Source organism: Paracoccus sediminis, from assembly GCF_900188295.1.
GTDB lineage: Bacteria > Pseudomonadota > Alphaproteobacteria > Rhodobacterales > Rhodobacteraceae > Paracoccus > Paracoccus sediminis.
Genome location: NZ_FZNM01000012.1, coordinates 46,887 through 66,645 on the forward strand (window position 1 = coordinate 46,887; position 19,759 = coordinate 66,645).

Here is a 19,759-nt window from a genome sequence, read left to right on the forward strand (position 1 = left end):
CGTGTCAGGCCGCTTTCAGGGCGTTGCGGCCATCGGCGAAGACGGCATCGTAACCGAACAGCGCGGCCGATCCGCCGGTATGCAGAAACACCACGCGCTCGTCCTTTTTCAGCTTGCCGGTCCGGCAATAATCGATCAGTCCGGCCGCGCCCTTGCCGGAATAGACAGGGTCCAGCAGGATGCCTTCAAGCTGCGCGAACATGCGGATCGCCTCGATCGTGTCCTCACGGGGGATTCCATAACCCGCGCCGACATAGTTGCTGTCGGCCACGACATCCGCCCGCTGGACGGCATCGGGACAGCCCAGCCGTTCGGCGGTTTTGCGCGCCAGGGCAAAGACGTTTTCCTCTTGCTTGTCCTTGGGCGCGCGCACGCCGATGCCGGTCAGCGGAATGCGGGCGTTGATCGCCTTGAGACCGGTGACAAGGCCCGCCTGCGTGCCGGCCGAACCTGTGGCTGTAATCAGGTGGTCGATGACCAGGCTGCGGTCGTTGGCCTGGCCCACCAGTTCGAACGCGCAGTTGACATAGCCCAGCGCGCCCGTGGCGTTCGATCCCCCGCCTGGAATAAGATAGACCTTGCGGCCCTGGTCCTTCAGCGTTTGGGCCGCGGCTTCCATTTCGGCCTGCATGTCCATGCCCCCCGCGCGCTTGGAGGTGGTGGCCCCGTGCAGGTGGTCCAGCAGGACGTTCCCGTTCCCGTTGTAATTGGGGTCGCTTGATCCGGTGCGGTCTTCCAGCAGGATATGGCAATCCAGGCCCAGTTTGGCGGCAAAGGCCGCTGTCTGGCGGGCGTGGTTGGATTGCGTCGCGCCCTGGGTCATCACCGTGTCGGCGCCCATCGCCATGGCCTCGGCCATCAGGAACTCCAGCTTGCGGGTCTTGTTGCCGCCGGTGGACAGGCCCGTACAGTCGTCCCGCTTGATCCAGATTTCGGGTCCGCCCAGTTCTTTCGACAGCCGGTCGAGCTTTTCCAGAGGGGTCGGCAGATGGGCCAGATGAACGCGCGGAAAGCGAGCGAGATGCATGTGGTGTTCCTCGATAACTTGTGTGTATCGATCATTGCTTGTTGATTTCATCAACGCAAATTCAAAATTTTTGATTTATAATGCAAAAATTGCAAGTCGGAGGGTGATATGAGGCTGGAGTGGCTGGAGGATATATTGGCGATTGCCGAAACCGGATCCTTCAGCGGCGCGGCAGAGCGCAGGCGGCTTACGCAATCGGCATTCTCGCGGCGCATCAAGCAGATCGAGGATTTCGTGGGGGTCGAGCTGTTTGACCGGGCGCACAAGCCCATCCGGCTGAAACCGACGACGATCGCGCAAAGCGAACAGATTGTCATGATCGCCTCTGCCTTGCGTCAGCTGGCGGTCGATCTGCGCCGTGGTGAACGCATCACCAGCAACCGGATCGTCATTGCCTGTCAGCATTCGCTGACCGCCATGCGCCTGCCGTCGCTTTTGCAAAAGCTGCCGACCGAGCGCGACGGCATCTATGTCCGCCTGCGGTCCGCCAATCTGGACCAGTGCACCGGCATGGTGCTGTCCCGACAGGCCGATGTCGCGGTCGTCTACAGCATGCCCGATGAAAGCGACGATGTCGCGGCGGACTTTCTGGAACAGTTGACGATCGGCTCGGACCGGCTCGTGCCTGTTTTCAACGCGGCCCTGGCCACGGCGCCCGCACAGGGCGCGTCCGAGATCCCCTATATCACCTATCCTTCCGAAGTGTTTCTGGGCCACGTGATGGAACGGAAAATCCTGCCTTTTGTGGATCCGTGCCTGCGGCATATTCCCAGGGTGGAAACGGCGCTGACCCTTGCCGCCGTCGAAATGGCAAAGATGGGGATCGGCATTGCCTGGGTGCCCCAGTCGCTTGCCGGCGACGGTCTGGCATCGGGCTGTCTGGTCGATCTGTCCGAAACGCTGCCCTTCTATGACCTGAACATCACGGCAACCCGGCTGACCGGCGAAAAGAACCTTGCCGAGAACGCGTTCTGGACCATGCTGAAAAGCCTGTAGGCGTCAGAATCGGTTCCGCTCGGCATGGATCGCCCTGGTTAAGGCTGTGGCGATGGAATGGTTGGCCCCCGAAACCCGCCAACACGTCCAGAAACGCCGGACAGGCCATCAGCCTCTCGCGCAAGAGCCTTGTCATGAGGATAAAGTGATCCCCCCATGGCTGGTCAGCCAGACGGCAATACGGCCTGCGATCCCTGCCAACGCCAAAAGACCCTTGGCACCCGTCCGACCTGATCGTGACCGTTTCGCAATTGGCACGACAACTGGCCGCGTCGTCCCGGATCGATCATTGCGAATTGGTAATCTTGCCGCCACGCGCCCGGCAGGCGCACCCGGCTATGCCGCTGTCGAAAGACGGCAGGTATGGGCATGACGGAACAGAATAAAGCGGGCTTGCAGGGTAATTTGGTCCAAGCCGGCGCGGTGGCGCGCATCGGACGATTCGAATTGGTCCTGGCATTCCTGCTGATGGCGCGGCTGGTTCTTGCCGCCATTGCGCCGGTCACGGATACGACCGAGGCGCGCTATGCCGACATGGCGCGGATGATGGCGGAAACGGGCGATTGGATCACGCCGCAGATCGACTATGGCGTGCCCTTCTGGGGCAAGCCGCCCTTGCATACATGGCTGTCGGCGGCCGGAATCAAGGCATTCGGGCCGGTGCTGTCCTTTCTGCACGCTCCGGAACCGGTTGCCCTTGCCGCGCGGCTGCCGATCCTCGGGACGGCGCTTGCCCTGCTCTGGGTGCTTTATCGCTGGATCGCCCTGCTGCGGGATCGAGAGACGGCCCTGATCGCCGGTATCGTCCTAAGCTCGTCGGCCCTGTTCTTCGGAGCCTCGGCCTTTGTCATGACCGACATGCCGCTGGCCTTGGGCGTCGTGCTGGCGATGGTGGGCTTTCATCGCGGGGTCGGCCTGGCCGACGATGTTCCGGATCGTCGCTGGGGTCTGGCCTTCTTTGGCGGGCTGGCGGTGGGGCTGCTGGCCAAGGGTCCGGTCGCGGCGGTTCTGGTGGGCATACCGTTGTTCCTGTGGCTGCTGATCGGGAACCGCTGGCGCCTTCTGCGCCGGCTTCCCTGGTTCGCCGGGACGGTGTTGCTGGGTCTGACGGTCCTGCCGTGGTATGCCGCGGCCGAGATCAAGACACCAGGCTTTCTGCGTTATTTCGTCATCGGCGAACATTTCGAGCGATTCACCGTGCCGAACTGGCAGGGTGATCTCTACGGGTCGGGACACGAGCGTGCCAAGGGCATGATCTGGCTTTACGGGCTGGGGGCCTTCCTGCCTTGGCTTTTGTTCGTGCCGATCCTGCCATGGCGGGCCGGGCGCGCCGTCGATCGGGGTCTTTACAGCTATCTTGCGCTGTTCACGATCGCGCCGCTGATCCTGTTCACCCCCGCCGCGAATATCCTTGCAGCCTATGTTCTGCCGGGGATGCCCGCCGCAGCCGCCCTGTTGGTCGTCGCATGGCGCGACCTGAACGCACCCGAGGGCCGTCTGATAAGCGCGGCCGCGTTGGTTGCGGCGACCGTCCTGCCTGTCTTCGCCCTTGGAGTGTTCATGACCCACGACCTGAAGACCTATCCGTTCCGGACGACAGAGGGCGCCATTCGCGTCCTGTCCGAGGTCGCGCCGGACGCGCGGGTCTGGACGCTTGGCGACCGCGTCTATTCGGCCGAATTCTACACGCGGGGCGGCGCGCAGGCGATCATGCCGGACGATCTGCCCAGTCTGCTGAACGATGATCGGACGGATGCGATCATCGTGAGAGATCCCAAGGGATCGGCCGTGCTGCCGGAAGGGTTCCAGGATCTTGGCCGCTGGACGATCTATCGCCTTTGGGTCGAGCCTTCACGGGCGCGATAGCTGCCCGCGGCGGACCGCTTTCGGCAACCGCCCCGCAAGCGGACCCGCAACATCATCATGCCCTGGCGATAACCGCCCCATCACGAGAATACGTCATGTTCAACTGGATCGTCTCGACCATCGAAAGCCTTGGGGTGCCCGGTCTTGGATTGTTGATGCTGCTTGAAAACATCATTCCGCCCATCCCGTCCGAACTGGTGATCCCGCTGGCCGGATACCTGTCTGCGCAGGGCCGGTTTTCGCCGATCCTCGCCTTTCTCGCGGCGACCACGGGGGCATCGCTGGGCGCGCTGTTCTGGTATTGGGCCGGACGCCGCCTTGGGCGCGATCGGTTACGCGCCTTCGCCACGCGCCGCGGACGCTGGATCGGGTTCACGATCGACGATCTGACCGCAGCCGAGGCGTGGTTTGAGCGGCACGGCGGAAAGATCGTGTTTCTGGGGCGGATGGTTCCCGGAATCCGCACCTTCGTATCCATTCCTGCCGGAATAGCCGGAATGCCCGTCACGCGCTTTCTGCTGCTGACTGCCGCAGGCAGCGCGTTGTGGACCGGATTGCTGATGACCGGTGGCTATGTCCTGAAAGCGAAATACGACCTGCTGGCGACCTGGATCGATCCGATTTCCACGGCGATCCTTGGGCTGGTCGTGCTGGCCTGGCTATGGCAGGTCGTCCGTCCGCGCCAAAAGACCCGAGGGTGACGACCTGAAGGCCCAGCTGCGCCCAAGCACGAAGGAGGCGGCAGCCGCAACCAGAACGGCGCAGGCAAGGGCCGCGACCAACACATCCGTGACTTGCAGCAGCAAGAGGAGGACTGTTTCGTTCAGAACGAATCCGACTGCTGCAACGGCGACAAAACGGCGAAAAGCCCGGCTCAGCGGAACCTGCCCCTGCGCGAACGTATAGCCCCAATGACCCATGAAGCTGAACCCGAAGGCCATCAGGAACGCCAGCAGGTTCGCGACCAGCGGCGGGATACCGATGGCGATCAAAATACTGCCGGACGCGATATGAAGGACTGTTGCCGCCGCGCCCACGACCGCAAATCGTCCGACCTGCCGGCGCAGGCTCACCCGCGCTTCTCGTCCTGCGAGCGGCGCAGTTCGGCGATGATATAGCCTGGGCGGCCCTTAACCTCGGTAAAAATACGCGCCAGATACTCGCCCAGCACCCCGATCGAGAACAGCTGGACCCCGCCCAGAAGGAACATGCCCACGGCCAGTGTCGACCAGCCGGGCACGTCGTGGCCAAAAAGCACCGTGCGCAATCCCAGATAGCTGCCGTAAACCAGGGCAATGATGGACATGACAAGGCCCACGCCGGTCCAGACCCGCAATGGCCAACTGGTAAAGGCGGTCATGCCGGTCAGCGCCAGCCGAAAGAGATTGGCGAGGCCGAACTTGCTGACCCCTTCCGCGCGCGGGGCCAGTTCGACCGGCACGGCGATTGACCGGAACCCGACCCACCCATAAAGCCCCTTCATGAACCGGTTGCGTTCCGGCAATGCCAAAAGCGCATCGACCACGCGCCGGTCCATCAGACGAAAATCGCGCGCATCCTCGGGAATCGGCGCGTCGGATCCGGCATTCACCAGCCGGTAGAAGGCACGGGTCAGGCCGCGCTTCAGCCGGCCTTCATCCTGCCGATGCGCGCGGACGGCATAGGCCATGTCCCAGCCGGCGCGCCAATGGGCCACCATCGTCGCCATTGCATCGACAGGCTCTTGCAGATCGGCATCCATGACGATCACCGCATTGCCGCGGGCCTGCGCCAAACCCGCCATCATTGCCTGTTCCTTGCCGAAATTGCGCGACAGGCGGATGGTGGTCAGCGGCAGGCGATGGGCCAAGGTCGCGACGCGCAACAAGGTGCCGTCTGTGCTGCCGTCATCCACCAGGATGATCTCGTGGGACCGCACCAGACCCGCTATCTGCTGATCGACGGCGCACAGTGTTTCCACGATGCACGCGGCCTCGTTCAGTGCCGGAATCACAATGCTGAGCTCGGGGCCCGATATCTCGTCCACAGCCAAGGCTGCGGCCAGTTCGGTCAGTCGTTCCTGTCGCATCCGCTGCTCCGGCCGTTTCGTGTCCCGGCGGTTATGGATCTGCCATCATCGCCGAAGGATGATAAGCACCTTACAAATTCGTAAGGTGCGCCGGACCGGGAAAAGGGGTATGAGCAGGCAATGCGCATTCTGGTGATCGAAGACGACCAAGAAACCGCAGATTACATCATTGCAGGCCTTCGGGAGACGGGGCACGCGGTGACGTCTGCGTCGGATGGCCGCGAGGGGATGCTGATCGCCCTGGACGGGGATTTCGATGCCATGGTCATGGATCGGATGCTGCCCCGCCTGGATGGCCTGTCCATTCTGTCCGCCGTGCGGGCAGCCGGCGTGACGACCCCGATCTTGATGCTCAGTGCCTTGGGCAAGGTTGACGACCGCATCAATGGATTACGCCGCGGTGCTGACGACTATCTGATAAAGCCGTTCTCTTTCGCCGAGCTGTCGGCGCGGCTGGACGCCCTTTTGCGCCGCCCGCCCTTGCGCGAGGAATCGGCTGAACTGCGGGTGGGTGATCTTGTCATTGATCTGATCGCGCAGAAAGTGTGGCGTGCCGAGCAACCGATCACGCTGCAATCGCGCGAATACCGCCTGCTGTGCCATCTGGCGCGCAATGCGGGCCGCGTCATCACCCGCACGATGCTGCTGGAGAATGTCTGGGACTTCCATTTCGAGCCGGGCACGAACGTTGTCGAAACGCATATCAGCCGGCTTCGCGCCAAGGTGGACAAGCCCTTTCAAACACCGCTGATCCATACGGTGCGCGGGACAGGCTATTCGCTTCATGCTTAGGACATTCGCGCGACGGTTGCGGGGCGCCATAGCCTTGCGCCTTTCGTTGCAGTTCGCGCTGCTTTACGGCGTTTTGTCGGCGCTGATCTTTGCCGGGGCCTATCTGCTGGCGCGATACGAGGTTCATGACTGGATCAGCGACCAGATGCGCTCGGACGCCGAGGATTTGGCCCAGATCCAGAAGATGAAGGGCAATATGCAGGTGGTCTCGGTCGTCGAGGCCATGACGCAGGTCAACTTCGAAACCGGCCGGATCTATTTGCTGACTGATGCGGATGGCAGACGTCTTGCCGGCAATCTTGGCGAAATGCCTGAAACCTCGCTGGACTTCATCCTGGCCAGCGACCTGGATGTCGCAACGCGAACAGATGACGAGGTGTCAGGCTATTGGATGCGGCGCGATACGCTTGGGGATCTGATCCTTTATCAGGGCACAAGCGATCACGTCATCTTCGAGATCACCGAGGCCTTGCTGATTGCCTTGGTTCTTGGGTTTGTTGCATTGGTGGTGATCGGTGCGATCGTGGGCGTTCGTGTCGGCCGCCTGACGGGCGATCGGGTCAGCGCCATTTCGGCAGCATTGGCGGCGGCGGGCAGGGGGGAAATGACGGCGCGTGTGCCCCCCGAGATCAGCCGGCCCAAAGATGATCTGGGTCAGGTCGCCGCAAGCGTCAACGACGCCCTAGCGCAGATCACCGATCTGATGGAAGCCCAGGAAATGGTGACTGCCGAGGTGGCTCATAATTTGCGCACGCCGATGCAGCATCTGCGCCAGCGGATCGAAAAGCTGAGGGGCGTAGCAGCCGATGACCGCGCCGCGGCACTGCATGAGATAGACGACATTCTTCGGACCTTCCGGGCTCTTCTCTCCATTGCCGAACTTGATGGCCGCAAGACCCGTCCGGAAACGGCGCCGCTGGATCTTGGAGCATTGGTCCGCAACGTCGCCGAGACTTATGCACCCGTGACCGAGGATGTCGGCATTGCCCTGGTCCTGGACGTGCCCGACATCGGACCCACTCTGCGGGGGGATCGCGCCCTGCTGGTGCAGATGTTGGCAAATCTGATCGAGAACTCTGTCCATCACGCGACGGGAGCGACCTACCTGCGCTTATCGGTCCAGAAAAAAGAGACCGAAGTTACCGTCGTGGCCGAAGATGACGGACCCGGTATCCCTGCAAAGGAAATCGAAGCCGTGTTCCGGCGCCTGCATCGCGTCAATCCTGCCAATGCCGGTTTCGGGATCGGGCTGGGCCTTGCCATGGTTCGGGCGATCGCGCGCGTCCACGGGGGTGACGCTCGGGCATCGGCAATAACGGGCGGAACGAGGATCGAGGTCGGGTTGAGGTCATGATCGACCAGGATTGAACCCCTCGATCCAGTTCGCAGCAAGGAGCCTGCAACGGTCTTTATCACCTGAGGCCCGAGGACCGCGGGGCAAGGTTCGTCCGGGTGCCGCCGGTCGCATCAGGTCGTGCCGAAACGCTTTCGCGCGTGTTCGGCAGCCCCTGATCCGGATCGTCGAGGAGATGCGGGCGCTTGGCTGCAAGGGTGAAGCCGGCCTCGGCCGTTCGGCTGCGTTGTGCGAGGCGGGGCATCGGGGCGGCCTGACCGCCGAGGCCCTTATCGTCGGGCGAAATGCCCCGGCCGTCGGCTTGACGCTTTCCACCGATGCCCAGACCTTGATGAGGGCGCCATCGACCAAGAGGCGATCGTCCGACAGGAGCGGCGCGACCTCGCATAGGCCAGGATCGCCGCCATGACCTTGCGCGACATCTTGGTCACAAACAGCCGGTCGCGGTTCTTGCGGAACTTGGTTGGCATCCGGGCAGGGTTCATCGATCCCGACCCCGGCAACCCAACGCAACAGCAGGTCATGGAATACGTCAGTGCCGCGCAGAGCCGATTGCGCGATTGCACACGGCAATGGCCGCGCTGCGAGACGAGAGCCGGCGGGTTGCGAGCGAAAAAGGATAACCCGATCCGGCCGCGGAATGCAGGGCTTGCGGATCGGGCCCCGCGACAAAGGAACTCGGGGCGATTTCTGCAATACCGGCGGAGGCAAACCCGGCCACCCCCGGACCCGGCCGCGGGGCTCGTCACCGTGATCGTGGCGCCCGACCGGGCCTGGACCCATCTGCCATTCGGCAGGCAGGCATCGGCCCGAAGGAAAGGATCGTCCGACGCCCAGCATGGTCATGTCCCTGGATCGTCGCCGAGCGGCCGGTCAGGCCTTGGCAAAGACATGCGCGTGCTGGGGTTGCCAGCGGACGTGCAGCGCGTCCCCTTGCCGCACCTGGCCCATCATCGGATGGCCAAAGTTCATTCGCACCGACAGCACCTCGCCCCAGCCGGTTCGGGCCGAGACGGTGCTGCTGTTGCCAAGAAAGGTCACATCCTCGACGGTAACCGGAAGCGAGGCGCCAGAGAGACCGGGCTGGGCGGTCAGTTCGATCCGTTCGGGACGCAGCATCAGTTCCGCCTTGCCGCCCGCAAGGCCCGTTCCGTGCATGGGGATATCAGCCAGGACGGTGCCATCCGCGAAACGCAGGCTGGCCCGACCGGCGCCGATCGCAACCAGATCACCGGCCAGGAAGGCGCTGTTGCCGATGAAGTCGGCCACGAAATGCGTGGCCGGGCTGGCATAGAGTTCCGGGCCGGTGCCGACCTGCTCGATCTTGCCCGTGTTGAATACCGCGATGCGGTCCGACAGGCGCAGCGCCTCCTCCTGGTCATGGGTGACATACAGGATGGTCACGCCGGTCTGCTGGTGGATGCGGCGGATCTCGTGCTGGATTTCCTCGCGCAGCTTCTTGTCCAGGGCCGACAGCGGCTCGTCCATCAAAAGGACCGGCGGATCATAGACAAGGGCGCGGGCCAGGGCCACGCGCTGTTGCTGCCCGCCGGACATATGGGCGGGCATCCGGTCCTCGAATCCGTCCAGGCGCACGAGGGACAGCGCGCGGCGCACCTTGGCCGCGATCTCGGCCTGCGGCGCGCGGCGCACGCGCAGGGGAAAAGCCACGTTTTCGCCCACCGACAGATGCGGAAACAGCGTGTATCGCTGAAAGACCATGCCGATGTTGCGCTTGTGGGACGGGGTTTGCAGGATCGACCGGCCGCGCAGGCGGATGTCGCCTGCCGTCGGATCCTGGAACCCGGCCAGGATATACAGCGTCGTGGACTTGCCCGAACCCGACGGCCCGAGAAACGTCATGAATTCCCCTTCCGCGATTTCCAGTTCGACGTGATCGGTCGCGACCACCTCGCCAAAGGTCTTGCGGATGCCGTTGATATGCAGATACGGGCTGCTCATCGGGATTTGCCTTTGCGGATCAGGGCGGCCACGATCATCAGCAGGATGGTCAGGGCCACAAGAAGGGTCGAGGCGGCGGCGATCACCGGGGTCAGATCCTGGCGCAGCGTGGTCCAGACCTTGACCGGCAGGGTTTGCAGCGTGGGCGAGGCCATGAAGATCGCCAGCACGACCTCGTCCCAGGAAATGAGAAACGAGAAGATTGCGGCCGAAAACAGGCCGTGGCTGATGGCGGGCAGGGTGACGCGGAACCGCGCCTCCCACGGGCTGGCGCCGCACAGGATCGCCGCGTCCTCGATGGAGGGATCAAAGGTCTCCAGCGCGCCGGATATGGTGATGATCGAGAACGGTAGCGCCACGATCAGATGGGCGATGACGAAACCCGCCAGCGTGCCGTTCAGCCCCAGCCGCAGGAACGCCGCGTAAAGGGCCACGGCGATGATGACCACCGGCAGGACCATCGGCGTCAGGAAGAAGGCCCGCAGGACCGCCCTTCCGCGGAACGTGCCGCGGGTCAGCGCCAGCGAGGCGAGCAGCCCCAGGACGACCGACAGCACCATCACGATCAGCGCGATCCTGGCCGAGGTCCAGGCAGCCGCCAGCCAGCGCGGATCGGCGAACAGTTCGCCGTACCATTTCAGCGTCCAGTTTTGGGGCGGAAAGATCAGCCAGCGGGAATCGCCAAAGGACAGGGCGACGATGAACAGGATCGGCAGCAGCAGAAACAGGGCCATCAGCGCGCAGACCGCCGACAGGATCCATTTCCAGGCACCAAGCTTGTCGAAGTCGAGCAGCATCAGCGGACCTCCGTGCCGAAGACGCGCAGTTGCACGGCATAGATCGCCAGGGTGATGACCAGCAGCACGAAGGCCGCGGCCCCGCCCATGCCCCAGTTCACAAGGCTCTGGACCTGCTGCACGATCAGTTCGGCCACCATCATGTTCGATGTGCCGCCCAGCAGCGCCGGCGTGACGAAATAGCCCAGCGACATGACGAAGACCATCAGCGCCCCCGACGCGATGCCCGGCGCGGCCAGAGGCAACAGAACCCGGCGCAGGGCCTGCCCACGGGTCGCGCCGCACAGGGCTGCGGCTTGCAGGACGGCAGGATCGATCTTGCGGATCACCCCATACAGCGGCAGGATCATGAAGGGCAGCATGATATAGACCATGCCGATCGTGACGCCGACCAGGTTGTTGGTCAACTGCAACGGCCGGTCGGTCAGCCCGATGCCCATCAGGATCCGGTTCACCAGGCCCGTCTGTTGCAGCAGCACCATCCAGGCATAGGTGCGTGCCAGCAGGTTGGTCCACATCGACAGCAGGATGATGGCAAAGATCACGCTGGACAGGCGCGGTGGCATGATGGCCAGCGCCCAGGACACCGGAAAGGCGATCAGCACCGTAATCAGCGTCACCACGGCCGACACCATGAAGGTGTTGAGAAAGATCTGTAGATAGGTCGCCGAGCCCAGCAGCGTCCTGTAATTGTGCAGGCCCAGCTCCGGTTCGGTGATGGACCGGCTCAGCAGGGCCGCAACGGGGATGACGAAAAAGGCCAGAAGCAGAAGCAATGCCGGCAAGGCCGTGCCAAGCCCCGAACCGCGTCGCGCAGGCGAAAAGAAGGACAGCATGGGGGATCACCTTTCGCGAATGGGACGGCGGCCCGATGCCGGGCCTCCGGTCGCGTCACCGGCCCTATTCAGCCTGCCAAACATACCAGCGGGTGCCGATCTCGTCGCGGTGTTCGGCCCAATAGGCCATGTCGGCGTTGATCTGGGTCGCCGTCTGGCTGTCGGGCAAGGTCTTGCGGATCTCTGCGTCCATCAGGTCCGCCGAGCCGGTGTTGATCGGGGCATAGCCGGTATTGGCGGCGAAATCCGTCTGGGCCTGGGCGCTCGTCGCCTCGCTGTTACGTGGAATAGCCAGACGACGAGTCGGTTTCTTTCTGGTATTATTTCAGTGCGGAGGTGTGCCCATGTCTCAGCAGTCGACAACCCGCGCAGACATTCATGTCGACGGTTGGATCGCCCTGCAGACAGATCTGGGCAAGGCGCCCAACACCGTCGCGGCCTATGCCAGAGGAATTACCGACTTCGCAGCATTCTGCCGCGTGCAGGGCGTCGATCCGCTTGATGTTCGCAGAGGTATCATCGCGGCGTATCTCGCTGACCTGCATACCCGCCCCCCGGGGGGCGGGTATGCAGGTCAAGTCGGCAGTTTGCCTGCCTCACCCCGTCAGCCGTCGAATGCGTCGCTGCGGCACAGACTGACGATCATTCGACTGTTCTATGATCACCTTGTGGAAGAGGGTGTACGCGCAACAAACCCTGTGGCTCGAGGACGCAGGGGTGCCTTTGACGGGGGACGTCATCGCGGTGAACGCGGGTTGGTACGGGTTCATCGCGTGCTTCCCTGGATCCCTTCGGAGGGGCAGTGGGGCGCCATTCTCAAAGCGGCCCGTACTGAGCCAGTCCGCAACCGCCTCATGCTCGCGCTCGCCTATGACTGCGCCCTACGGCGTGAGGAGTTGTGTGCACTGGACACGTCAGACATGGACCCCTCGCATCGGTTGGTGACGATCCGGGCTGAGACGACAAAGACCAAGGCCGGGCGCGTCGTACCGTACTCTGCCGTTACAGGGGAGTTGCTTGCCGCCTATCTCCCCGAACGCCGCACGCTAAGCCGTGCCAGGGGGCCGCTGTTTCTTTCCACTTCGCCGCGCAACCGAGCAATGCCTATCAGTAAGTGGACATGGTCGAAGGTCGTACATGCCCTGGGTTCCCGCGCAGGCGAGCCAAAGCTTGGTACGCACACGATGCGGCATTTGTGCCTGACCGACCTGGCGCGGGTAGGCTGGGACATACACGAGATTGCCCGCTTTGCCGGTCACCGGAGCATTCAGTCTACGCTTCTCTACATCCATCTCAGCGCGCGCGACCTGTCAGCTAAATTCGCTGCGACTGCGGCCGAACTGCACGAAGCGCGACTAGCCTCCATCACGGATACACCCCGATGAGCGCGGTTCCTGACGGGCTGGCGCCGTCGAACCCCGCATTCTGGGAACTCATTCTGCCTCCTGATTGCTCGACTGAACTCTCAAAGCCTGAACATAGGGCCCTGGACGCGTTGAAACGGCTCTTTGCTGAGCGCCATCGGCATTGGCCACGAACCGTGCGTGCTGATCTTCAAAGGCTTCTATTGCCCCTCGAAGCGGCTCTTGATCGCATGAACGCGGCACCCGCCCCGCGGAACTCCGCAATCCGCGTCGTGACACAGGAGTTGATCGGACGGCGGCACGCCTATTGGGCGTGGTCGCAGGACGAGTGGCAGGACGTGTTGGCACCATCTGAAGGCGCTTTCCATAAGCGCAACGGCTGCCACGGCAACTGCAGGCAATACGTGATGGCTCTCGCGTATCGTCTTGGCAGTTTCGACCGCTTGGAGCAGATCGGGACGTTCTATCAGTATCGCTTGGCGCTCAAGGTGTTCGGCCGCGAGGAGGTCGAGGCGGCGGGCAAGCGAGTGCGCGATGAGATGCGCTCCGTCGGCCTCAGGGCAGAGGTTCCCTGTGGGCTGAAGCAGGCTCTCTACTCCGCGCTGCTCTATCAAAGATCGGGCCGCCTTGAAGACATCACCGTAGAAACGATGCGCCGCGTCGCGTCCAGCAAATTGGGCAGCACACGCACAGGCACTGCAGCGCTCTCGCGCGTCCTGGCACGCCTCGGAATCATCGAGACGGGGTTCTGCCTTTGGCAGGAAGACAGGCGACGTCCGCCCAACGAGCGACAAGCGTCTACGGACGTCCCGGACGAGTGGCTGAGTTGGTGTGATCGCTGGCGCACGACCGCAACCCTCGCACCCTCCTCGGTGACGAGCACCTATTATGGTATTCTCAAGTGTGGCCGCTGGCTTGGTGACCGGCATGCAGATATTCGCTCGCCAACCCAATGGGATCGGTCCCTGGCCCTCGAATATGCCGCAGCCGCAATGAAGATGCGGATCGGAGACTGGGCGGCGCCCTTCGGTGCAGCCGCTGGCCGTATGGGAGAGCCTCTAAAACCAGCCGCGATCGCGGCACACCTGCGGTGCGTACGGGCATTTTTCTCCGACCTTCAGGAGTGGGAGTGGATTGCACCCCGGTTCGCCCCGGCTCAGACACTTGTGCCGTCGCGGGCCATACTGGCGAAGATCGGACCGGCACCGCGGGTTATTGCCGACGACATCTGGGCCAAGCTGATCTGGGCTGCTCTCAACTTGACAGAGAACGACCTTCGGGATCGATCAAAGCGCAGGGGCTGGGCGGACCAACCACTCCGTTACCCCGTTGCCATGGTACGGGCGATTGCGATCCTGTGGCTGTTCGGCGGCCTGCGGCGCGACGAAATTCACCGCATGCGGGTCGGTGCGATCCGCTGGTCGCCCATGCCGGACGATCATGACGCGTCCCCAGTATGCCTGCTTGACGTTCCAGTCAACAAAACCAGCCGTGCCTTCACCAAACCGGTGGACCCGATCGTTGGAACAGCGATCGAAGCGTGGGAGGCCGAACGACTTCCCCACCCTCGGGAGGTGGACGTCAAGACTGGCGAGCGGGTCGACTGGCTTTTTGTTCATAAGGGGCGGCGGGTGGCCGCTGCTTATATCAATCGCTCTCTCATTCCCCTCTTATGCGCCAAAGCAGGCGTGCCCGAAACAGATGCACGGGGTCGGATTACGAGTCACCGCGCTCGCGCCACGATCGCCACGCAGCTCTTCAACGCCAAAGAGCCTTTGTCGCTGTTCGAACTGCAGGCCTGGCTCGGCCACGCCTCACCGCAAGCCACCCAGTACTACGCGGCCATCACGCCGACGAAGTTGGCGCGCTCCTTTGACCGCGCCGGCTATTTCGAGCGGAACGTCCGTACGATCGAGGTCCTGATTGATCAGGCGGCGCAGCGGACCCGCGGCGACGGACCGTCGAAACCCTGGCAGTATTACGACCTCGGGCATGGCTACTGCACCTATGATTTCTTCGATCAGTGCGCGCACCGAATGGCCTGCGCCAAATGCTCATTCTATCAGCCAAAGGCCTCTGCGCGCATGCAGGCGTTGGAGGCGGGCGGGAACCTCAAGCGGATGCTGCAGGAAATCCCCCTGACCGACACCGAACGAGACGCAGTCGAGGACGGCGCGCGGATGATGGACATACTCGCCGCTGGCCTCGAACAGGTGCCGGCGCCAGACGGGCGTACACGCCAGCAGATCGAGGCCAGCGGCGAGGGGTGGGAATCCCAAGCATGAACAATGGTCGTTTGCGGGAAGACTTTGTACGTTCTGACATGGAAAAGCGCCTATGCCAGCGCTCACAGCCTCATCATACACGCAGAGACTGCTGCAGACCGCAAAGACCGTCGAGGCTTTAATGGCACGGGATGCCGCACCCCAGGATTGCATAGGTCTCAACCATTCAATGCAGAAGTTCGGCAGAATAAGACGTCGGCCAACTACGCTATGAAGAGATGTTGGAAAGCGTGGGGTGTCTTTGCTACATCCGTCAGCCGACACTGATCCAGGACGACCATGAAGGCTTCCCGCGCTTGTGCGATGACTGATGGAAGTCCACAGCCCTCTGCAATCCGGCAGGTGCTGCAATCGACCAAGCTTTCGTCCGCCTCGGTATGCCGGACGACCTGCCCGATGGTAATCTCGTTTGCCGGTCGGGCCAGCCGCAGCCCGCCATGCCGCCCCCGCACGGTTTCCACAAAACCCGCATGGCCCAGATCCTGAACGATCTTCATCAGATGGTTCTGCGAAATGCGGTGGGCCTCGGCGATCTGCCGGATTGAAACAAGGCCGCCGTCATGGGCTGCCAGATAGATCAGAGCGCGAAGCGCATAGTCGGTATATCGGGTCAATTTCATGCCGCAGTAATATAGGTATTCCCAATGCATGTATAGTTCGTCTATAGATGCGCTACAAATACATGTTTTAGGAGAAGCCGATGCCTCGTCAACTTTCCACCCGAACAATTGACGTCGTCCGGGCCACGGTGCCGGCGCTGGAGGCACATGGTCCTGAAATCACGGGCGCAATGTATCGCCGACTGTTCCAAGACGCCCACATCGCTGCGCTGTTCAACCAAGCGAACCAGCAGCGCGGGACACAGCGTCTTGCGCTGGCCCAAGCTGTTCTTGCCTATGCCCGCAACATCGACAACCTGGGGGTTCTGGCTTCGGCAGTCGAGCGGATTGCGCAGAAACATATCGGCTACGCCATCCAGCCTGAACATTATCCGTATGTTGCCAAGGCGCTCTTGGACGCCATTCAGGAGGTTCTGGGGGACGCCGCGACGCCTGAGATTATCGAAGCCTGGGGAGAGGCTTACTGGTTTCTGGCCGACCTGCTCATTGAGCGTGAGGCAACAATCCGCAAGGAAATCGAGGCGAAGCCTGGCGGCTGGACCGACTGGCGCAGGTTTCGCATCGCGGGCCGCCATGTCGAGGCGGAGGGCATCATGTCGTTCGATCTTCGGCCAGAGGATGGCGAGGCTGTCCTGCCGCATCAACCGGGCCAGTATCTGACCTTGCGCTTTGACTTGACGGGAAAGCCCGGACTGAAGCGCAACTACTCGATCTCCAGCGCTCCGGGTGACAAGGGTTATCGCATCACCGTCAAGCGCGAAGGCGAGGCATCCTCGCTTTTGCACGAGGCACCTGTCGGCACGGTGCTGGAGGCAACGCCCCCCGCCGGCGATTTCCATCTGAGCGAGGCGCCGCAGCGGCCCCTGATCCTTCTGTCGGGCGGGGTCGGACTGACGCCTTTTGCCAGCATGATGCCGGTGATCGCGGAAAAGCATCGCGATGTGCCCGTGTACTACATCCATGGTACGGCAAGTCCCGTTCATCATGCGTTGGAGGCCGAGATGCGTTCGGCCGGTGCACGGCACGGGAACATGCGGATCGAGATCTTTTACGAGTCGCCCGCCGATGTTGCCAATCCGGGGCGCATCAGCCTGGAATGGCTGCAAGCAAACACACCTCTTGCAGATGCTGACATCTACCTTTGCGGACCTCGGCCATTCTTGCGCTATCTGGTCGCCGGACTTCGCGCGGTGGGCGTCCCGGCGGGACGGATCCATTACGAGTTCTTCGGGCCGGCTGACGAGCAGCTTGCCGCATAGCGTGAAAGGGCAACCGATGAGAATCGTCATCGAGAACGGCCATCTCGTGATCGACGCGGCCGAGATCGCGCCGTTGCTCGACCTTGATGTCGCCGGGTTTCGGCAGATGATGGGGGCTGGTCACATTCTCACCCGGACCGAGCGGGGCGAAGGTGATGATGAGGGCAATCTGCGCCTGACGCTGACCTCCCCCATGTGGCGGCTTCGCCTGACCTGCGCCGGCGATGGGGAGGTTCTGAAGAGATCTCGTGTACGGCTGACGGCGGCCCCAACCGGATCACCCTCCCGGAGCGCGAGGGACAGCGATGGTTCGACGAGGGGGACCCTGGGATGAGTGCGGCCCCCTCTGCGCCGCTGCGCACACTTCGCGGGCTGGTGATCTTTTCCCGCGGTTTCCGGCCCTTCTTTTTTGGGGCGGCGTTGTGGACCTCTCTTTCAATGGTCGCGTGGGCGCTGATGATGTCGGGGCACCTGACATCTTCCTTGGCTTTCGATCCTGTCAGCTGGCATGCGCACGAGTTCCTGTTTGGCTATCTCGGGGCCGTGATCGCAGGCTTTCTTCTGACCGCCGTGCCGAACTGGACTGGACGACCTCCCCTCGTTGGCTGGTCTCTTGGGGCGCTGGCGCTTTTGTGGCTGGTCGGGCGCCTGATCATCGCAAGCCCGTCTGGCCTTGCCAGCTGGCAGGTGGCGGCCATCGACCTAGCGTTTCCCCTTTTTCTTGCCGTGGCAATCGCGCGCGAGATCTTGGCCAGCCGTAACTGGCGCAACGTAATTGTGCTGGCCATGCTGGCGGTCTTCATCGTCGCAAACGCTCTGTTTCATTGGGAAGTGGCATCGGGCATTCATGCGCCACAAGGGGTTGGAGCCCGGCTTGGGCTTGCGACTGCCATCATGATGATTGCGGTGATCGGCGGGCGGATAATCCCGTTGTTCACGCGCAACTGGCTCCAGGCGCGGGGTGAAGAGCGTTTGCCCACGCCGCCCATGCAACGCTTTGACACGCTGTCGCTGGTGGGGCTTTTCGCGGCGCTGTCGCTCTGGCTGCTGTCGCCCTTTGGTACTGTGACTGCCATTGCGCTGGCATCTGCCGGATTGCTTCACGCGATCAGGCTGTCACGTTGGGCAGGTCATCGCACATTGGCCGAACCGCTGCTGAGCGTGCTGCATCTTGGCTATGCCTTCCTGCCGCTCGGGGCTGGCGCGCTGGCAGCTTCGATCTTGATGCCCTCACTCCTGGACATGGCGACCGCGCAGCATTTGTGGATGACGGGCGCTGTCGGTCTGATGACACTGGCCGTCATGACGCGGGCGACGCTTGGCCATACCGGGCAGCCGCTGACCGCAAGCCGCGCGACCCTCCTGCTCTATGCGGCCCTGATTGTGGCGGTTCTTGCGCGGGTCGCCGCCGGCCTTTGGCCTGACAGCAGCACATGGACCTTGCCACTAGCCGCTCTGGGCTGGATCGGCGCCTTCGGAGGCTTCGCACTTGTCTACGGACCGCTGCTGCTACGCCGTCGCTCGGCGGGATAACAGGGGGGCAACAGCATCATGGGATGGCTGGAATACAGTGCCGCCTGGCTGGCCTTTCTGCTATCGCATGTGCTGCCGGCGAGGCCGCCGCTGCGGCCATGGCTGGAGACGCGACTCGGCCGCCGGGGCTTTACGCTGGTCTACTCGCTGCTGGCGCTGGTGGTGTTGGCGTGGCTGTTGCGGGCAGCGGGACAGGCGCCTCATGTGCCGCTATGGGACTGGGCGCCTTGGCAGCGTTGGGTTCCACTGGTGACCATGCTGCCGGTCTGTCTGATCCTGACCTTGGCAATCGCTCGGCCAAATCCATTCTCTTTCGGCGGAGCGCGGAACGAGCGCTTCAATCCTGAACGACCGGGCATCATCCGCCTGTCGCGCCATCCGCTTTTGCTGGCACTGGCGCTATGGTCTGCATCCCATACCGTTCCGAATGGAGATCTTGCTCATGCCGTCCTGTTCGGCACCTTCGCATGCTTCGCCCTGATCGGCGGCGTGATGATCGACCACCGCAAGCAACGCCGGATGGGCGATCGCTGGACCCGCCTGACACTCTCTGTCGGGAAAACAGCGCCATTGCCTGCCTTGGGCGACATGAATACGGTACGCCGGCTTGCTGCCGGCGTGTTTCTATACGCGGTTCTGATCGCTCTGCACCCTAGTCTGTTCGGGGTCAGCCCGCTGCCCTGAGGGGCGATCGACAATATCCTCGATCCATGTCTTGGCGGCCACCGCGCGGGGAAGACCCAAGGGCCCGATCGCCAGCATCGCAACCTGCACCATGGCTTCGGTTAGGACGCCCTCTGTCTGTCCACGCCGGGTGTGCGAGTGGACGGCTCCCTCCGAACCCGCTCCAATGGCGAGTGCGAGCTTCACCAATCGCCTTTCGCGGGACGTCAGTGGCCCACTGTCCGCTGCAGCCTTGCCAAGAGCGGAATACGCCTTCCAGACATCAGGATGGTGTTCGGCCAGATCTCCGGCGGCTCCGGGCAGGGATTTTTTCATG

20 protein-coding genes and 1 pseudogene are annotated in these 19,759 nt (G+C 62.9%); 11 read left to right on the plus strand and 10 right to left on the minus strand.

Annotated elements, in window-relative coordinates; all coding sequences use genetic code 11:
• Nucleotides 1-4 precede the first annotated feature (4 nt).
• Nucleotides 5-1,027 carry a D-cysteate sulfo-lyase gene (gene cuyA / locus CHB77_RS14360; protein ID WP_089388906.1) on the minus strand — a complete coding sequence of 341 codons (1,023 nt, stop codon included), beginning with the start codon at nucleotides 1,025-1,027 and terminating at the stop codon, nucleotides 5-7.
• 108 nt (nucleotides 1,028-1,135) lie between these two features.
• Between cuyA and CHB77_RS14365 the strand changes: the two genes are divergently transcribed.
• From CHB77_RS14365 to CHB77_RS14375, 3 genes are all read left to right on the plus strand, one after another.
• Nucleotides 1,136-2,023 (plus strand): LysR family transcriptional regulator, encoded by an 888-nt coding sequence (locus CHB77_RS14365; RefSeq protein ID WP_089388907.1) that lies wholly within the window; start codon nucleotides 1,136-1,138, stop codon nucleotides 2,021-2,023.
• Nucleotides 2,024-2,392: 369 nt separating this feature from the next.
• On the plus strand, nucleotides 2,393-3,889 hold the full coding sequence (locus tag CHB77_RS14370) for an ArnT family glycosyltransferase (protein WP_242626665.1): 1,497 nt from the start codon (nucleotides 2,393-2,395) through the stop codon (nucleotides 3,887-3,889).
• A gap of 95 nt (nucleotides 3,890-3,984) precedes the next feature.
• Nucleotides 3,985-4,590, plus strand: a complete 606-nt coding sequence (locus tag CHB77_RS14375) for a DedA family protein (protein WP_089388909.1) — start codon at nucleotides 3,985-3,987, stop codon at nucleotides 4,588-4,590.
• On the opposite strand, the gene CHB77_RS14380 is transcribed toward CHB77_RS14375, so the two are convergent.
• Both CHB77_RS14380 and CHB77_RS14385 read right to left on the minus strand, forming a co-directional pair.
• On the minus strand, nucleotides 4,549-4,962 hold the full coding sequence (locus tag CHB77_RS14380; protein WP_089388910.1) for a GtrA family protein: 414 nt from the start codon (nucleotides 4,960-4,962) through the stop codon (nucleotides 4,549-4,551). The genes CHB77_RS14375 and CHB77_RS14380 overlap by 42 nt on opposite strands.
• Nucleotides 4,959-5,957 (minus strand): glycosyltransferase family 2 protein, encoded by a 999-nt coding sequence (locus tag CHB77_RS14385; protein WP_089388911.1) that lies wholly within the window; start codon nucleotides 5,955-5,957, stop codon nucleotides 4,959-4,961. The genes CHB77_RS14380 and CHB77_RS14385 overlap by 4 nt, the downstream gene beginning before the upstream one ends.
• A 120-nt stretch (nucleotides 5,958-6,077) precedes the next feature.
• On the opposite strand from CHB77_RS14385, the gene CHB77_RS14390 reads away from it, so the two are divergent.
• Together CHB77_RS14390 and CHB77_RS14395 are read left to right on the plus strand one after the other, a co-directional pair.
• Complete coding sequence (locus CHB77_RS14390) at nucleotides 6,078-6,749, plus strand: winged helix-turn-helix domain-containing protein (protein WP_089388912.1); 672 nt, start codon at nucleotides 6,078-6,080, stop codon at nucleotides 6,747-6,749.
• 73 nt (nucleotides 6,750-6,822) lie between these two features.
• Complete coding sequence (locus CHB77_RS14395) at nucleotides 6,823-8,103, plus strand: sensor histidine kinase (RefSeq protein ID WP_176430352.1); 1,281 nt, start codon at nucleotides 6,823-6,825, stop codon at nucleotides 8,101-8,103.
• Between the two features lie 297 nt (nucleotides 8,104-8,400).
• Here CHB77_RS14395 and CHB77_RS18895 read toward each other — a convergent pair.
• The 5 genes and pseudogenes from CHB77_RS18895 to CHB77_RS18800 all read right to left on the minus strand — a co-directional run.
• Nucleotides 8,401-8,628, minus strand: a pseudogene (locus tag CHB77_RS18895) (transposase); the annotation flags it as partial.
• A gap of 348 nt (nucleotides 8,629-8,976) precedes the next feature.
• Nucleotides 8,977-10,065 (minus strand): ABC transporter ATP-binding protein, encoded by a 1,089-nt coding sequence (locus tag CHB77_RS14400; protein ID WP_089388914.1) that lies wholly within the window; start codon nucleotides 10,063-10,065, stop codon nucleotides 8,977-8,979.
• Nucleotides 10,062-10,862, minus strand: a complete 801-nt coding sequence (locus CHB77_RS14405) for an ABC transporter permease (RefSeq protein ID WP_089388915.1) — start codon at nucleotides 10,860-10,862, stop codon at nucleotides 10,062-10,064. The genes CHB77_RS14400 and CHB77_RS14405 overlap by 4 nt, the downstream gene beginning before the upstream one ends.
• Nucleotides 10,862-11,698: an ABC transporter permease gene (locus CHB77_RS14410; RefSeq protein WP_089388916.1), complete on the minus strand. Its 837-nt coding sequence runs from the start codon at nucleotides 11,696-11,698 to the stop codon at nucleotides 10,862-10,864. Before CHB77_RS14410 ends, CHB77_RS14405 begins: the two co-directional genes overlap by 1 nt.
• 64 nt (nucleotides 11,699-11,762) lie before the next feature.
• Nucleotides 11,763-11,891 carry a hypothetical protein gene (locus CHB77_RS18800; RefSeq protein ID WP_278185024.1) on the minus strand — a complete coding sequence of 43 codons (129 nt, stop codon included), beginning with the start codon at nucleotides 11,889-11,891 and terminating at the stop codon, nucleotides 11,763-11,765.
• Between the two features lie 151 nt (nucleotides 11,892-12,042).
• Between CHB77_RS18800 and CHB77_RS14420 the strand changes: the two genes are divergently transcribed.
• Together CHB77_RS14420 and CHB77_RS14425 are read left to right on the plus strand one after the other, a co-directional pair.
• Nucleotides 12,043-13,083, plus strand: a complete 1,041-nt coding sequence (locus tag CHB77_RS14420) for a tyrosine-type recombinase/integrase (protein ID WP_089388917.1) — start codon at nucleotides 12,043-12,045, stop codon at nucleotides 13,081-13,083.
• The gene (locus CHB77_RS14425; protein WP_089388918.1) at nucleotides 13,080-15,347 is read left to right on the plus strand and encodes a tyrosine-type recombinase/integrase; all 2,268 of its coding nucleotides are present in this window, start codon (nucleotides 13,080-13,082) and stop codon (nucleotides 15,345-15,347) included. The genes CHB77_RS14420 and CHB77_RS14425 overlap by 4 nt, the downstream gene beginning before the upstream one ends.
• A 203-nt stretch (nucleotides 15,348-15,550) precedes the next feature.
• On the opposite strand, the gene CHB77_RS14430 is transcribed toward CHB77_RS14425, so the two are convergent.
• Nucleotides 15,551-15,997 (minus strand): RrF2 family transcriptional regulator, encoded by a 447-nt coding sequence (locus tag CHB77_RS14430; protein ID WP_278185023.1) that lies wholly within the window; start codon nucleotides 15,995-15,997, stop codon nucleotides 15,551-15,553.
• A 50-nt stretch (nucleotides 15,998-16,047) separates the two neighbouring features.
• Between CHB77_RS14430 and hmpA the strand changes: the two genes are divergently transcribed.
• Genes hmpA through CHB77_RS14450 form a run of 4 tightly spaced genes read left to right on the plus strand, consistent with a single transcriptional unit; the run spans nucleotide 16,048 to nucleotide 19,443 of the window.
• Nucleotides 16,048-17,226 (plus strand): NO-inducible flavohemoprotein, encoded by a 1,179-nt coding sequence (hmpA, locus tag CHB77_RS14435; protein WP_089388919.1) that lies wholly within the window; start codon nucleotides 16,048-16,050, stop codon nucleotides 17,224-17,226.
• Between the two features lie 16 nt (nucleotides 17,227-17,242).
• Nucleotides 17,243-17,560, plus strand: a complete 318-nt coding sequence (locus CHB77_RS14440) for a DUF6522 family protein (protein WP_089388920.1) — start codon at nucleotides 17,243-17,245, stop codon at nucleotides 17,558-17,560.
• Nucleotides 17,557-18,759 (plus strand): NnrS family protein, encoded by a 1,203-nt coding sequence (locus tag CHB77_RS14445; RefSeq protein WP_089388921.1) that lies wholly within the window; start codon nucleotides 17,557-17,559, stop codon nucleotides 18,757-18,759. The genes CHB77_RS14440 and CHB77_RS14445 overlap by 4 nt, the downstream gene beginning before the upstream one ends.
• A gap of 18 nt (nucleotides 18,760-18,777) precedes the next feature.
• Nucleotides 18,778-19,443: an NnrU family protein gene (locus CHB77_RS14450; RefSeq protein ID WP_089388922.1), complete on the plus strand. Its 666-nt coding sequence runs from the start codon at nucleotides 18,778-18,780 to the stop codon at nucleotides 19,441-19,443.
• Here CHB77_RS14450 and CHB77_RS14455 read toward each other — a convergent pair.
• The gene (locus CHB77_RS14455; protein WP_089388923.1) at nucleotides 19,384-19,758 is read right to left on the minus strand and encodes a carboxymuconolactone decarboxylase family protein; all 375 of its coding nucleotides are present in this window, start codon (nucleotides 19,756-19,758) and stop codon (nucleotides 19,384-19,386) included. The two genes, CHB77_RS14450 and CHB77_RS14455, sit on opposite strands and share 60 nt — an antisense overlap.
• Nucleotide 19,759: the final 1 nt, after the last annotated feature.

Excerpts from the sequence above, each read along its gene's own strand:
- CHB77_RS14425 (WP_089388918.1), top strand. The coding sequence starts at position 13,080 with ATGAGCGCGGTTCCTGACGGGCTGGCGCCGTCGAACCCCGCATTCTGG.
- CHB77_RS14440 (WP_089388920.1), top strand. The coding sequence starts at position 17,243 with ATGAGAATCGTCATCGAGAACGGCCATCTCGTGATCGACGCGGCCGAG.
- CHB77_RS14455 (WP_089388923.1), bottom strand. The coding sequence starts at position 19,758 with ATGAAAAAATCCCTGCCCGGAGCCGCCGGAGATCTGGCCGAACACCAT.
- CHB77_RS14430 (WP_278185023.1), bottom strand. The coding sequence starts at position 15,997 with ATGCATTGGGAATACCTATATTACTGCGGCATGAAATTGACCCGATAT.
- CHB77_RS14450 (WP_089388922.1), top strand. The coding sequence starts at position 18,778 with ATGGGATGGCTGGAATACAGTGCCGCCTGGCTGGCCTTTCTGCTATCG.
- CHB77_RS14385 (WP_089388911.1), bottom strand. The coding sequence starts at position 5,957 with ATGCGACAGGAACGACTGACCGAACTGGCCGCAGCCTTGGCTGTGGAC.
- CHB77_RS14390 (WP_089388912.1), top strand. The coding sequence starts at position 6,078 with ATGCGCATTCTGGTGATCGAAGACGACCAAGAAACCGCAGATTACATC.
- CHB77_RS14410 (WP_089388916.1), bottom strand. The coding sequence starts at position 11,698 with ATGCTGTCCTTCTTTTCGCCTGCGCGACGCGGTTCGGGGCTTGGCACG.
- hmpA (WP_089388919.1), top strand. The coding sequence starts at position 16,048 with ATGCCTCGTCAACTTTCCACCCGAACAATTGACGTCGTCCGGGCCACG.
- CHB77_RS14365 (WP_089388907.1), top strand. The coding sequence starts at position 1,136 with ATGAGGCTGGAGTGGCTGGAGGATATATTGGCGATTGCCGAAACCGGA.
- CHB77_RS14420 (WP_089388917.1), top strand. The coding sequence starts at position 12,043 with ATGTCTCAGCAGTCGACAACCCGCGCAGACATTCATGTCGACGGTTGG.
- CHB77_RS14445 (WP_089388921.1), top strand. The coding sequence starts at position 17,557 with ATGAGTGCGGCCCCCTCTGCGCCGCTGCGCACACTTCGCGGGCTGGTG.
- CHB77_RS14375 (WP_089388909.1), top strand. The coding sequence starts at position 3,985 with ATGTTCAACTGGATCGTCTCGACCATCGAAAGCCTTGGGGTGCCCGGT.
- CHB77_RS14370 (WP_242626665.1), top strand. The coding sequence starts at position 2,393 with ATGACGGAACAGAATAAAGCGGGCTTGCAGGGTAATTTGGTCCAAGCC.
- CHB77_RS14400 (WP_089388914.1), bottom strand. The coding sequence starts at position 10,065 with ATGAGCAGCCCGTATCTGCATATCAACGGCATCCGCAAGACCTTTGGC.
- CHB77_RS18800 (WP_278185024.1), bottom strand. The coding sequence starts at position 11,891 with ATGGACGCAGAGATCCGCAAGACCTTGCCCGACAGCCAGACGGCGACC.
- cuyA (WP_089388906.1), bottom strand. The coding sequence starts at position 1,027 with ATGCATCTCGCTCGCTTTCCGCGCGTTCATCTGGCCCATCTGCCGACC.
- CHB77_RS14405 (WP_089388915.1), bottom strand. The coding sequence starts at position 10,862 with ATGCTGCTCGACTTCGACAAGCTTGGTGCCTGGAAATGGATCCTGTCG.